Genomic DNA, 12,434 nt, shown 5'->3' on the forward strand with positions numbered 1-12,434 from the left:
GATCGGCCTGCTTGTCGGGCCTCCCATGGCAAGGATAAGCGGCATCTGACGGGTGTGGATGAAACCGGCCCGCACCGGTTGCGCAGATTCCGAGTTTCTGCGATCACTCTCTCAATCAAGCGATCACGCTTACGGTCGCCCCATCACAGCCGCGCAGGAAGTCTCGCCATGCAAAATCCCGTTCTTGTTGAAGTTACCCGTGGCCAGATGGTGGAAAGCCGCCACCGCGGCATGGTGTCGGTCGTCGACAGTGATGGCGCCACGGTGATGGCGCTTGGCGATGTCGAGAGCCCGGTATTTCCCCGCTCGGCGGTCAAGTCGATGCAGGCGTTGCTGCTGGTCGAATCCGGCGCGGCTGATGCCTATGGCTTTGGCGACAAGGAACTCGCACTTGCCTGTTCATCCCACTCCGGCGAACCGGAACACATCGAGCTTGCCGGCCAGATGGCGGCCCGCGCCGGTCTGTCGGAAGCCGATTTCGAATGCGGGTCGCACTGGAGCTTCGAGCCCAAGGTGATGATCGACCAGGTTCGCGCCGGTCCCAAACCCAATCAGCTAGGCAACAATTGCTCGGGCAAACACGCCGGTTTCCTGTGCCTGTCCTGCCACGCCGGCGTCGATCACCATGGCTATGTCGGCTATGATCATTTCGTCCAGTCGTCGATCCGCGATGTTATGGCCGATCTCACCGGCACACCGTTGGGCCATGACAATTGCGGCACGGACGGCTGTTCGATCCCCACCTATGCATCGCCGCTTGACAAAATTGCCCATGGCTTTGCCCGCATGGTCTCGGGCACGGGTCTCGGTCCCGAACGTGCCAAGGCCGCCAAACGTCTGATGGCGTCCTGCATGGCCGAACCGTTTTATGTCGCAGGCACCCGCCGCGCCTGCACCGAGCTGATGCAAATGGCGCCGGGTCGGATCTTTGCCAAGACCGGCGCCGAAGGCGTGTTCTGCGCAACGCTTCCCGAAAAGGGCTATGGCATCGCGCTCAAATGCGAGGATGGCGCCACCCGCGGTGCCGAAGCCATGATCGGCGCGGTGCTGGCCAAGCTGTTTGCCGATGATGAAGAGTTGTCATCCAGGCTTGCCGATTGGTCGCGCAAGACGATGAAAAACTGGAACGGCATCGAAGTAGGCCGCATCCGCCCGGCCGGCGATCTGGCCTGATCCGGTTGCTCCAGGCAAGGGCGGCCCGCCGCTTGGCCTTGAACCATTGGTGCGCGGCCTCTATGTCGGGTGACCGGCTCGTTGCGAGCCCCGTGCATTCCGACCCTGGAGTTCTCCTTGTCCGTATTCAAGAATCTGCCTGCAGCCCCGGTTGCTGAAAAGCGCCCGGTCACCGATACCCGTCATGGCGTCACCCGTAGCGACGACTATGCCTGGATGCGCGATGACAACTGGCAGATCATGTTCAAGGATCCGTCTTTGCTCGATCCGGCGATACGGACTCATCTGGAAGCCGAAAATGCCTATAATCAGGCAGCCATGGCCGACACCGAGGCCTTGCAGAAGACCCTGTTTGCCGAAATGCGCGGCCGCATCAAGGAAGATGACAGTTCGGTGCCCGCACCCGATGGGCCATGGCTTTACGGCGTCCGCTTCATCACCGGCGGTGAGCAACCCAAATATTTCCGCATCCCCCGCGATGGCGGCGACGAACAGATCATGCTCGATGGCGATCTGGAAGCTAAGGACAAGGCCTATTTCCGGCTCGCCGGCACCGGCCATGCGCCCGATCACGCTGCAATGATCTGGGGCTATGACGACAAGGGCTCGGAATTCTACACCCTCAAGGTGCGTGATCTGAAAACCGGCAAGGACCATCCCGATCCGGTCGAAAACACCGGCGGTGGCGGCGCCTGGAATGCATCCAGCAATGGTTTCTTCTACACCGCCGTTGATGACAACCACCGCCCCAACAAGATCTTTTACCACCGCCTGGGAACTGCCCAGTCGGAAGACGTGCTGATCCACGAGGAAACCGATTCAGGCTTCTTCATGGGCGTTTCCGGCTCGCGGCTCGATGATTTCGTCTTCATCGACATCAATGATCACGAGACCTCGGAATGCTGGGTGATGCCGGCTGGCGACCCGACCGCAAAACCGAAACTGGTGGCCGAACGGCAAACCGGCGTCGAATATTCGCTCAGCGAAGGCGGCGACGTGTTCTTCATCCTCACCAATGCCGACGGCGCCAAGGATTTCAAGATCATGGCCGCGCCGGTGGAGGCGCCGGAGCCTGCCAACTGGCGCGAAGTGGTGCCCCACAAGCCGGGTCGGTTGATCCTCTCGGTCAGCGCCTACCGCAATCATCTGGTCTGGATGGAGCGCGAGAACGGGCTGCCGCGCATTGTCATCCAGGATCGCACAACTGGTCAGGAGCACGCCATTGCCTTTGACGAGGAAGCCTATTCGCTCGGCTTTCACGGTGCCATGGAATACGACACCGAGGTGGTGCGCTTCAGCTATTCCTCGATGACCACGCCGTCCGAACTTTACGATTACAACATCACCACGCGCGAGCGCACGTTGCTCAAGCGCGATGAAGTTCCCTCGGGCCACAATCCGGACGACTACATCACCCGCCGCATCATGGCGCCCTCGCTGGGCGGGGCCGAGGTGCCGGTGACGCTGCTCTACCGCCGCGACACCAAGCTTGATGGTACAGCACCATGCCTGCTCTATGGCTATGGCTCCTACGGCATCGCCATTCCCGCAAGTTTCAACACCAATTGTCTGTCGCTGGTCGATCGCGGCTTTGTCTATGCCATTGCCCATATCAGGGGCGGCAAGGAAAAGGGCTTTGGCTGGTATGAAGAGGGCAAGCGCGAAAAGAAGGCCAATACCTTCCACGATTTCATCGCCGCCGCCCGCTGCCTGGTCGCCGAGGGCTTCACGTCGCACGACCGTATCGTTGCCCAGGGCGGTTCCGCCGGCGGCATGCTGATGGGGGCGGTTGCCAACATGGCGCCCGAAGCCTTTGGTGCGATCATCGCCGCGGTTCCGTTTGTCGATGTGCTCAACACCATGCTCGACGACACTCTGCCGCTGACCCCGCCGGAATGGCCCGAATGGGGCAATCCGATCCTCTCGCATGAGGATTACCAGGTGATCGCCAGCTATTCGCCCTATGACAATGTCACCGCTCAGGCCTATCCGCCGATCCTTGCCGTGGCGGGCCTCACCGATCCGCGCGTGACCTATTGGGAACCGGCCAAATGGGTTGCCCGATTGCGCGAGATGTCGACGAGCAAGGCGCCGGTGCTGTTCAAGGTCAATCTGGCCGCCGGCCACGCCGGCGCTTCGGGTCGGTTTCAGCGGCTGGAGGAAATCGCCTTTGAATATGCCTTCGCGCTCAAGGTGACAGGCAAGGCGTGAGCCGTGCGATCACTCCTGGGGAAATTGCCACGGGAGTGGACTAAATCGACAATCGGTAAAATTTGAGCGAAGCAGTTAAGTGGATGCTTATGGATCTCGGTATATTAGCACATCAGCGAACTTGTAACCGGAATGGGGTTAACCATGACCAAGTCGATGATGAAATCGAAATTCAGGGAAATGCTCCGCAACAGGAATGGCAATTTTGCCATGATAGCTGCGCTCACCCTTCCAGTCATGTTCATGGCGGGCAGTCTTGCGGTTGACACCACCAATGTGATGTCGATGAAGACCCGGCTGCAGAACGCGGTCGACAGTGCGGCGCTGGCAACAGCGACGCGCTTGCTGCAGGAAAAGGATCTGACCGCGGTTCAGGCCAAGGAATTTGCCGAAAAGTTCCTTGACGGCCAGATCGAGGAAGATCTGGCGGCCTTTGCCAACATGTCGGTCAAGCCCACCGTGACGGTGATCCCGGAGACGAAGGAAAACGGCGTTGTCTGGAAAGTGGCAATTTCTTTGATCGGCACCCAGTCGCTGACGCCGATGGCGCGGATGATGGGCAAGGAGAACGTGTCGGTCAATGTCGTCGGCAAGGCCGAAAGCGGCTCGGCCGGCTCCCAGGGGTCATTCTCGATGGCGCTGGTTCTTGACCAGTCCGGGTCGATGGGCTGGAATTTGGGCGGCCAGATGAAGATCAATGTGCTCAAGACCGCTGTCAGCAATCTGGTAACGCAGTTCGATACTGCCGACCCCGACCACAAATATGTGCGGGTAGGGGCCGCGAGCTATAGTTCCTACTTGAAGGGCACCCAGAAAATGACCTGGAAAACCTCCAAGCTGACCAAATTTTCCAACGCGCTGTACGCCGATGGCGGCACCGATTCGACCGATGCTTTCAACTGGGCCTATGAAAGCGTGACGGCGAGTAAAGAAACCAAGAAGCACGAGAAAGAAAGCGGCCAGGTGCCGAAGAAGTTCATCGTCTTTATGACCGATGGCGACAACAATTATAAATCGGCTGACACGTCGACCATGAAATTGTGCAATGATGCCAAGAATGAGGGTGTCGAAATCTACAGTGTCGCCTTTGCGGCGCCCACCCGCGGCAAGGCATTGTTGTCCTATTGCGCATCTTCAGGTGCGCATTTCTTCGATGCCAAGAACAGCGTCGAACTGATCTCGGCATTCGAGAACATCGGCCTGCAAACCTCGGAAGTCGTCTCCCGTCTGACGCAATAATCATCACTGATTAAAGCTGCCGGCGCGCCGGTAACCCGTGCAATTCCGTGTTCCCGCAATGCCCTCTGCCTCCAGGTCACGCTCGACAGCGATCTGGAGGCAGAGGGCATGCCTGTTTCCGTGTTGCCGGCATCAGAGAGCGCCGTCGATGTGAAGGAACATGTCCGCACGAGCACATCTCTGCCCGGACCCCAACAAAATTGGCGATCGGTAAAATGTCAGCAAAGCAATTAAGGCGGTGCTCATGGACCTTGGTGCACCAATTCGTTCGTGAATTTAAAACCGGATTGGGGAGGCAGCAGTGACTAGGGGCTGTTGACGTTTACCGTGTGTGAATGAGCGTTGCGGCAATTGAGATGAAGGCTTTGAAACTCTGGTCGGTTTTGCAAGAGCGCATTGCTATCCCTCTGTTTTCCTTCAGTTTGCCAAAGTAGTTTTCGATCAAATGCCGCCATTTGTAGGTTTCCTTGTCGAACTCTGCCGGGAACCTCCGGTTGGATTTTGGCGGTATGACCGGGGTTATGCCGCGATCCAGCAGGCCATTGCGCAGCCAATCCGCGTCAAAGGCCCTGTCCGCCAGCAAATATCCGGCGGACAAGCCGCTGATCAACGCATCGGTCTCGCGCAGATCATGAGCTTGCCCTGGCATCAGACAGAAATCGACGAGATTACCGAGCGCATCCGTCAGAGCCAGTATCTTTGTCGTTATGCCGCCGCGTGAGCGTCCAATGGCCTGGCAGAGAGTCCCCCTTTTGCGCCCTGACCCGAGCGATGAACCTTGACGATAGTACCGTCGATCATTGCGTATTCCAGATCGGCGTCTGAGGCTAATGCTTTGAACATACAATAGAAAGCATCCGCTTTGACCCATCTGCGGAACCGCTTGAATACAGAATTCCATTTGCCAAACTCACCCGGCAATTCGCGCCATTGCGCGCCCGTGCGGACGATCCAGAGGACTGCCTCCATGAAAAGTCGTGGGTCACGTCCGGTTTGTCCGGGATCGGTGGTTTTACCCAGGCAGTATGGTTCGATGATCGCCCATTGCGAATTGGATAGGACTCTTCGGGTCAAGGTTGCTCTCCTCCGTTTGCAACCTTGAATCAGAAGTCAGGTGATTTGGGAATCCCGAACGTCAACAGCCCCTAGGTCGATGATCAAATCGCAACTCAGCGATCTATTTTCCAACAGGAATGGCAATTTTGCCATGATAGCTGCGCTCACCCTTCCAGTCATGTTCATGGCGGGCAGCTTTGCTGTTGACACCACCAATGTGATGTCGATGAAGACCCGGCTGCAGAACGCAGTCGACAGCGCGGCGCTCGCAACTGCGACGCGGTTGCTGCAGGAAGAGAATCTGACCCCTGTGCAGGCCAAGGCCTTCGCGGAAAAGTTTCTCGACGGCCAGATCGAGGAAGATCTGTCCGCCTTTGCCGGCATGTCGGTCAAACCAACCGTGACCGTGCTTCCCGAGACCGTGAACAACGGTATTGTCTGGAAAGTCTCGATTGCCATGGTCGGCACCCAGACGCTGACGCCGATGGCGCGGATGCTTGGCAAAAAAGAGCAGTCGGTCAATGTCGTCGGCAAGGCGGAAAGCGGCCAGGCTGGCTCCCAGGGCTCGTTCTCGATGGCGCTGGTTCTTGATCAGTCCGGATCGATGGGCTGGAAACTCAACGGTGTGCAGAAGATAAGCGTGTTGAAAAGCGCGGTTCGCGGTCTCGTCGACCAGATCAAGGCCGCAGACCCGAAACGGAAATATACCCGGATCGGGGGTGCCAGCTATGCTTCCTCCCTGAAGGGAAAAGAGAACCTGAACTGGAACCCCAACAAGCTCATGGGGTTCGTCAATGGTGTGACGGCAGATGGCGGCACCGATTCAACCGACGCCTTCAATTGGGCATTTCAAAGTGTGATATCGTTGAGCGAAGACCAATTGCACGAACAGATGAGTGGCCAGACCCCGACAAAATTCATCGTCTTCATGACCGATGGCGATAACAATTATAACTCGGCCGACACCTCGACCATGAAACTGTGCAATGCCGCCAAACAGAAGGGCGTCGAGATCTACAGTGTTGCCTTTGACGCGCCGGACCGTGGCAAGGCCTTGTTGGCCTATTGCGCTTCATCGAGCGACAAGTTTTTCGATGCCCAGAACAGTTCCGATCTGATCTCGGCGTTCGAGAACATTGGCAAGCAAACCTCGGAAGTCGTCTCGCGCCTGACCCAATAGGCCGATCAGCCGGGTAACCGGCAGTTCACCAGGCCCGCGTCACTCCCAGCCATTGGGCCGCGCGGGCAGGGCCTTGAGATAGACGGCGATCGCATCCCGGTCGCTGCTTTCCAGTTTCGCCATGTTGGCCTGCACCTCGACCATCGAGCCGCCGACGCTGTCGAAATCCGGCGTAAAGCCGCTTTCCAGGTAATAGGCGATATCGGACGCGCTCCAGTCCTTGATCGACTTGCCGCCCGGCGTCAGGTTGGGAATGATGCCCTTGCCCTCGGGGTTGGGCGCCCCCGATAGCCAGCCACCCGAGACAAACCCGCCAATCAGGTTGCGCGGCGTGTGGCATTCGCCGCAATGGCCCGGCCCCTCGACCAGATATTGCCCGCGCACCAGTTGCGCGTTGGTCTGATCAACGCTTTCGCGTGGCGCGTCGGTGAAGAACAACAGCTTCCAGCCGCCCAATAACCGGCGGATATTGAAAGGAAATCCCACCTCATGCGGCAGCGAGGCGACATCGCTCTCGGGCAACGTGCCCATGAACGCAAACAGATCGGCCACGTCGCGGTCGCTCATCCGGGTGTAGGAGCCATAGGGGAAGGCGGGATAATAGTGCCCGCCCTCGGGCGAAACCCCGGCCAGCAGCGCGTTGGCAAAGTCAGCCACCGACCAGGAGCCGATGCCCGCCTGCGGATGCGGCGAGATGTTGGGGCCGATAAAGGTGCCGAAATCACTGGTCAGCCGAACCCCGCCCGACAGCACCAGCCGGGCCTCGTCCTTGGCGCCGGGGGCGGCATGACACGAGGCGCAACCGCCCGCCCAGAACAGCGTTTCACCGGCTGCGGCATTGCCTTCAAGCGCGGCAATCGCCTCCAGCCGTTCGGCCTTGAGCGGTTTTGGCTGGGTCAGCGCCAGCCCCAGGGTGGCGGCTGCCACCGCGGCAACCCCGACCCCAATGCCAAGCGCCGCCCGGTTCACGGGCGGCGTCCTGTCGTCAATGCCGGATATCGGTTTGCCGGCATCAGCTCTTCTTCAGGCGATAGGTCTCGTGGCAGGCGCCGCAATTCTTGGTCAGCGGACCGAAAACGGCCTTCAGCGCATCCAGATCGGCCGGTGCTGCGGCCAGCGCGGCGTCGGCGTCGGTCTTGTATTTGGCAAGGGCCGCGTCAAAGCCGGCGCGATCGCTCCAGATGGCCGGCGCTGCCTCGGTTTCAAACCCGGTTTCCGACCCTTCGGGGAAATACTCGCCAAAGCTTCCCGCCACTTCGCTGATCGAGGTCAGCGCGGCCAGCACGGCGTCGGCATTGAATTCGGCTTCACCCTTGACCATCTTGGCCATGGCGCCCACGGCGCCGCCGTTCTTCTTCATCATTTCCTGGCGCACGACCTGCGGTTCGTCGGCAGCGATGGCGGGTGAAAATGCGGCCGAGCCGATCAGTGCTGCGGCAAAAAGGGTCTTGAAATTCATGCGGTTACTCCCGTTTGGTCATCGACGGATTGGTTCGCCCCGTCTGCAATGATTGCATGGTTGGGGGCAAATAGAAGTCACAAGATAGTGAACACTGTGTCACTGCCGTCAAGCTTCATGATAGCGGCGAAGCGGTTTCGGTGCGAGTGTCCGCGCACAAAAAACCCGGCAAATTTGCCGGGTTTGATGATGTCAGTCGTCACGAACGCAAACTGTTCAGACTGCCGCCTCGTACATTTCGGCGACATGATCCCAATTGATCAGGTTGTCGACGAAGGCTTCGAGATATTTCGGCCGGGCGTTGCGGTAGTCGATGTAGTAGCTGTGCTCCCACACGTCGCAGCCCAGGATTGGCTTGGCGCCATGCATCAGCGGGTTTTCGCCGTTTGGTGTCTTCATCACTTCCAGCTTGCCATTCTTGACCGCAAGCCAGGCCCAGCCCGAGCCGAACTGGGTGGCGCCGGCATTGATGAAATCGGCGCGGAACTTGTCGTAGCCGCCGAGATCGGATTCAACCGCCTTGGCAAGCGCGCCCGGAAGCGACTTGCCGCCGCCGCCCTTCTTCATCCACTGCCAGAAATGCAAATGGTTGTAGTGCTGGCCGACATTGTTGATCAGCGCGGCGTTCTTCTCGTCATAAGCGGCCTTGCAGATTTCTTCAAGCGACTTGCCGGCAAGCGCCGAGCCTTCCAGCGCCTTGTTGCCGTTGGTGACGTAGGCCTGGTGGTGCTTGTCATGGTGAAACTCGAGCGTCTCGCGCGACATGTAGGGCGCCAGTGCGTCGTAGTCATAGGGCAGGTTTGGCAGTTCGAGGGCCATGGGGGTCTCTCCTCTAGAAAATTGAAGTGGCGGCGGGGTGTTCCCGCGTCGTCGCCCGAACATAGGCGCGCGCTTCCACGCAGGCAACGGGGTGGCTCCAAAAAGGTTCCGGATTCGGGGTTGCGTTTCTGCTGCCATCCAGAAAGCAGGCTCGATACTTCTTTAAGCACGGCTCCCAACGGAGCGCTTGTTGCTTCCTGTGTGAAGAGTAGGCGGTGGCACGCACGGCGTCTTGCCTCGTTGCGCATGCGGTATTGGACGGAACCTATGGCAGCGCCGTTCGTTACAAACTCCAGTCCCAAAAGGAGTGCGCATGTCCACCATCACCACAATCAATCCCGCCACCGAAGAGAAAATCCAGACCTACGAACTAATGAGCGAAGCTGAAGCGACACAGCGGCTTGAAGCCTGCCACGCGGCGTTTCTGGAGTGGCGCAAGCTGTCTCACTCGGACCGCGCGCCTTACCTCAGAAAGATTGCGCAAAAACTGCGCGACAATGCCGACGAGTTGGCCGCCCTAATGACGCAGGAAACCGGCAAGCTGCTCAAGGACGGCCTCACCGAAGTCGAAATCTGCGCGGCGATCTTTGAATACACCGCCAACAATGGTCCAGATTTGCTCGCTGACGAGGAACGCACCCATGGCCCAAAGCAGAAGCGCGGTGTGGTGAGCTACCAGCCGATTGGCGTGATCTACTCGATGCAGCCGTGGAATTTCCCGCTGTACCAGCCAGTCCGCGTGCTCGCTGCCAATCTCATGGCCGGCAATGGCTGCATGCCAGCATCTGCACCGGCTCCGGCCTGCGGCTGCGCGAGTTGTGCATTGAGGCCGGTCTGCCCCAGAACCTGTTTCAGGTGATCCTGATCGACCATGATGTCAGCGACAAGCTGATCGTCCACCCGAAGGTCCGTGGCGTGACAATGACGGGCAGCGATGGCGCCGGACGCCACATTGGCTCGGTGGCAGCCAAGGCGCTGAAGAAGACCGTGCTTGAGCTGGGGTCGAACGACGCTTATCTCGTGCTCGAAGACGCCGACATCGAAACCGCAGTCAAATTCTCGGTCATGGGACGTCTCTACAACAATGGCGAGACCTGCGTGTCGGCCAAGCGCTTCATCGTCACCGATAAGATCTATGACGCCTTTGTCGATGCCTTCGTCGCACAGATGAAGAACATCACCATGGGCGATCCGACCGATGAGAACAGCCAGCTTGGCCCGCTGTCGAGCCAGGACCAGTTCGATACAGTCAAAAGCCAGGTCGATGACAGTGTCGCCAAGGGCGCCAAGGTGCTTTGCGGTGGGAAAGCGCCGGACCGAAAAGGCGCTTACTATCCGGCCACAGTGTTGGCAGACCTCGCCCCCGGCATGCCGGCTTACGACGATGAAATCTTCGGCCCTGTCGCCTCGGTCATCCGCGCCAAGGACGATGAAGGCGCCATGCGTCTCGCCAATGAAAGCCGCTATGGCCTGGGCGGCGGTATCTTTTCCAAGGACGAAGAACGTGCGCTGAAGCTGGCCCGCGACCACTTCGACACCGGCATGGTCCGCATCAACTCCTTCGGTGCCGCTGATCCCAATATGCCGTTTGGCGGCGTCAAGGATTCCGGCTATGGCCGCGAACATGGCGGCTTTGGCATGAAGGAATTCGTCAACACGAAAGCGATCTTCCTGCCATGATTACACTCCATGCCTTGAAATTTTCCCGGGCGACTCGCGTGCTCTGGCTGCTCGAAGATCTCGGGCAGGATTACCGGCGGGTAGATTACGACCGGACCCTGCAATTTCGCGCACCGGACTCATTGTCTAAAATTCACCCACTGGGAAAATCCCCTGTGATTGAAGACGGTGGAGAGGTGATAGCGGAATCGGCGACAATATTGCGATATCTGACTGCCAAATTCGGCGACACCTCCCACCAACCACCGCGCAACACAGCGGAATTTTGGCAACACGAGGCTCTATTTGACTACGTGGAAGCTTCCTTTGCCGAGGTCGCCATGCGAGCGGTCATGCCCGCATTCAGCGGCGATGATGTCCCTGATCAGGCAAGGATCGCTCTGAGCAAACATCTTACCTACATTTCCGGGGAATTAGGCGTAGGCCCCTTGCTGTTCGGCGATGACCTGACTCTGGCGGACATTCAGATGTCCTACATTCTGGCGCTTCTCGCACAACTCGACCTACTCGGCGGCCATCCCGAAATCGCCGCCTATTGGAAAACGTTGCAGAGCCAGCCCGGCTATATCGCAGCCACCAAAGCCGCAGGCCCGATGGCACTGCCCAACTGAGCCAAAATTTGAGGAACACATCATGAGCATGAACATTCTCGTCGCCGGTGCAACCGGCACTACCGGCCTACAGCTGGTCCAGGACCTCGTAGATCAGGGCTACACCCCCACGGCGCTGGTGCGCGAAAGTTCCGACACCAGCGAACTGCCCAAGGGCGTCAACCTGCGCCATGGCGACCTGACCGAATTGCAATCGGGCGTCTGCGACGGCATGGACGCTGTCATCTTTGCCGCCGGTTCGGGCGGATCCACTGGGCCCGAAATGACCGACAAGGTCGATCGCGACGGTGCCAAGCGCCTGGTCGACCTGGCGGTTGAATCCGGCGTCAGCCGCTTCGTGATGCTGAGCTCTGTCGGCGCCGGCCAGTCCAATCCCGAAGGCGATCTGGCGCATTACCTCAAGGCCAAGCACGAAGCCGACGAACACCTCAAGGCGTCGGGCCTGACATACGCCATCCTGCGCCCGGTGGCCCTGACCAATGATGGCCGCAGCGACGCTGTGATCCTGGGTGAAAAGGTGGACAAGCGCGCAAACGCTTCCCGCGCTGATGTTGCACATCTTCTGGCTGAGGCCGTAACCACGGGTCGTTTTGATGGCATGGCGCTGAACATGCAATCTGCCTGATGCAGGCGAATCCTGACGGTGGAGGCGTAAGTAGTTGATTTAATTTGTAAAATTGATGTTAGGTCAGCGAGTGCAGCGGCGCGCATAATCTCCCCCTTGCGGTGGGGTCCGAAGGACGGGGAGCGGCCGGTGACGCGAGCCTGTGATCGTAGATGACAGAGGGGGGGTAATCGGCTCCCTGCATGTGCGGCAAGCTCGCCCCCCTCTGTCGGCGATGCCGACATCTCCCCTGCAAGGGGGGGGGGAGATCTGGCGCTCCGCATATCCCATCCACACCGTGCAAAATCCCGCACCCACGTCCCAGCAATTCCAACAGCTTAACCCAGAAAATCCCGAAATCTTGTCCCCGGATTCCCCGTCCGTGCCACACTGTGTGCGCTC

Annotated in this window: 12 protein-coding genes; 8 read left to right on the forward strand and 4 right to left on the reverse strand. The window is 59.1% G+C overall.

Annotation, left to right across the window (positions count from 1 at the left end):
- Positions 1-168 precede the first annotated feature (168 nt).
- From ACK6D9_RS10360 to ACK6D9_RS10370, 3 genes are all read left to right on the forward strand, one after another.
- On the forward strand, positions 169-1,173 hold the full coding sequence (locus tag ACK6D9_RS10360) for an asparaginase (protein ID WP_412051604.1): 1,005 nt from the start codon (positions 169-171) through the stop codon (positions 1,171-1,173).
- 117 nt (positions 1,174-1,290) lie between these two features.
- Positions 1,291-3,384 (forward strand): S9 family peptidase, encoded by a 2,094-nt coding sequence (locus ACK6D9_RS10365; RefSeq protein WP_412051605.1) that lies wholly within the window; start codon positions 1,291-1,293, stop codon positions 3,382-3,384.
- Between the two features lie 144 nt (positions 3,385-3,528).
- The gene (locus tag ACK6D9_RS10370; RefSeq protein ID WP_322988984.1) at positions 3,529-4,623 is read left to right on the forward strand and encodes a TadE/TadG family type IV pilus assembly protein; all 1,095 of its coding nucleotides are present in this window, start codon (positions 3,529-3,531) and stop codon (positions 4,621-4,623) included.
- 322 nt (positions 4,624-4,945) lie between these two features.
- Here the strand turns inward: ACK6D9_RS10370 and ACK6D9_RS10375 are convergent.
- Positions 4,946-5,697 (reverse strand): IS5 family transposase gene (locus ACK6D9_RS10375; protein ID WP_412049012.1). Its coding sequence is split into 2 segments (ribosomal slippage): positions 4,946-5,364 and positions 5,364-5,697, totalling 753 coding nucleotides; the frame shifts between segments, so codons are not numbered across the junction.
- A gap of 133 nt (positions 5,698-5,830) precedes the next feature.
- Here ACK6D9_RS10375 and ACK6D9_RS10380 point away from each other — a divergent pair.
- Positions 5,831-6,859: a VWA domain-containing protein gene (locus ACK6D9_RS10380; protein ID WP_412051606.1), complete on the forward strand. Its 1,029-nt coding sequence runs from the start codon at positions 5,831-5,833 to the stop codon at positions 6,857-6,859.
- A gap of 39 nt (positions 6,860-6,898) precedes the next feature.
- Here the strand turns inward: ACK6D9_RS10380 and ACK6D9_RS10385 are convergent, their stop codons facing one another.
- The 3 genes from ACK6D9_RS10385 to ACK6D9_RS10395 form a co-directional block, all read right to left on the reverse strand.
- Complete coding sequence (locus ACK6D9_RS10385) at positions 6,899-7,828, reverse strand: c-type cytochrome (protein WP_412051607.1); 930 nt, start codon at positions 7,826-7,828, stop codon at positions 6,899-6,901.
- A 43-nt stretch (positions 7,829-7,871) separates the two neighbouring features.
- Positions 7,872-8,318, reverse strand: coding sequence for a c-type cytochrome (locus ACK6D9_RS10390; RefSeq protein ID WP_322988987.1), 447 nt, complete (start codon positions 8,316-8,318; stop codon positions 7,872-7,874).
- Between the two features lie 216 nt (positions 8,319-8,534).
- Positions 8,535-9,137 carry a superoxide dismutase gene (locus ACK6D9_RS10395; RefSeq protein ID WP_267651895.1) on the reverse strand — a complete coding sequence of 201 codons (603 nt, stop codon included), beginning with the start codon at positions 9,135-9,137 and terminating at the stop codon, positions 8,535-8,537.
- A gap of 313 nt (positions 9,138-9,450) precedes the next feature.
- Here ACK6D9_RS10395 and ACK6D9_RS10400 point away from each other — a divergent pair, with 313 nt between their 5' ends.
- From ACK6D9_RS10400 to ACK6D9_RS10415, 4 genes are read left to right on the forward strand one after another with little or no spacing between them, the layout of a single operon-like run.
- A complete protein-coding gene (locus ACK6D9_RS10400; protein WP_412051608.1) occupies positions 9,451-9,996 on the forward strand; it encodes an aldehyde dehydrogenase family protein in 546 nt (181 codons plus the stop codon).
- Positions 9,954-10,817, forward strand: coding sequence for an aldehyde dehydrogenase family protein (locus ACK6D9_RS10405; RefSeq protein ID WP_412051609.1), 864 nt, complete (start codon positions 9,954-9,956; stop codon positions 10,815-10,817). Before ACK6D9_RS10400 ends, ACK6D9_RS10405 begins: the two co-directional genes overlap by 43 nt.
- Complete coding sequence (locus ACK6D9_RS10410; RefSeq protein WP_322988989.1) at positions 10,814-11,428, forward strand: glutathione S-transferase; 615 nt, start codon at positions 10,814-10,816, stop codon at positions 11,426-11,428. Before ACK6D9_RS10405 ends, ACK6D9_RS10410 begins: the two co-directional genes overlap by 4 nt.
- A 22-nt stretch (positions 11,429-11,450) precedes the next feature.
- Positions 11,451-12,053, forward strand: coding sequence for an SDR family oxidoreductase (locus tag ACK6D9_RS10415; protein ID WP_322988990.1), 603 nt, complete (start codon positions 11,451-11,453; stop codon positions 12,051-12,053).
- Positions 12,054-12,434 lie beyond the last annotated feature (381 nt).

The sequence above is a fragment of the Hoeflea sp. Naph1 genome, from assembly GCF_046837775.1.
GTDB lineage: Bacteria > Pseudomonadota > Alphaproteobacteria > Rhizobiales > Rhizobiaceae > Hoeflea.

Coding starts and splice junctions, on each gene's coding strand:
- ACK6D9_RS10390 (WP_322988987.1), bottom strand. CDS start 8,318: ATGAATTTCAAGACCCTTTTTGCCGCAGCACTGATCGGCTCGGCCGCA.
- ACK6D9_RS10395 (WP_267651895.1), bottom strand. CDS start 9,137: ATGGCCCTCGAACTGCCAAACCTGCCCTATGACTACGACGCACTGGCG.
- ACK6D9_RS10410 (WP_322988989.1), top strand. CDS start 10,814: ATGATTACACTCCATGCCTTGAAATTTTCCCGGGCGACTCGCGTGCTC.
- ACK6D9_RS10370 (WP_322988984.1), top strand. CDS start 3,529: ATGACCAAGTCGATGATGAAATCGAAATTCAGGGAAATGCTCCGCAAC.
- ACK6D9_RS10380 (WP_412051606.1), top strand. CDS start 5,831: ATGATAGCTGCGCTCACCCTTCCAGTCATGTTCATGGCGGGCAGCTTT.
- ACK6D9_RS10415 (WP_322988990.1), top strand. CDS start 11,451: ATGAGCATGAACATTCTCGTCGCCGGTGCAACCGGCACTACCGGCCTA.
- ACK6D9_RS10360 (WP_412051604.1), top strand. CDS start 169: ATGCAAAATCCCGTTCTTGTTGAAGTTACCCGTGGCCAGATGGTGGAA.
- ACK6D9_RS10400 (WP_412051608.1), top strand. CDS start 9,451: ATGTCCACCATCACCACAATCAATCCCGCCACCGAAGAGAAAATCCAG.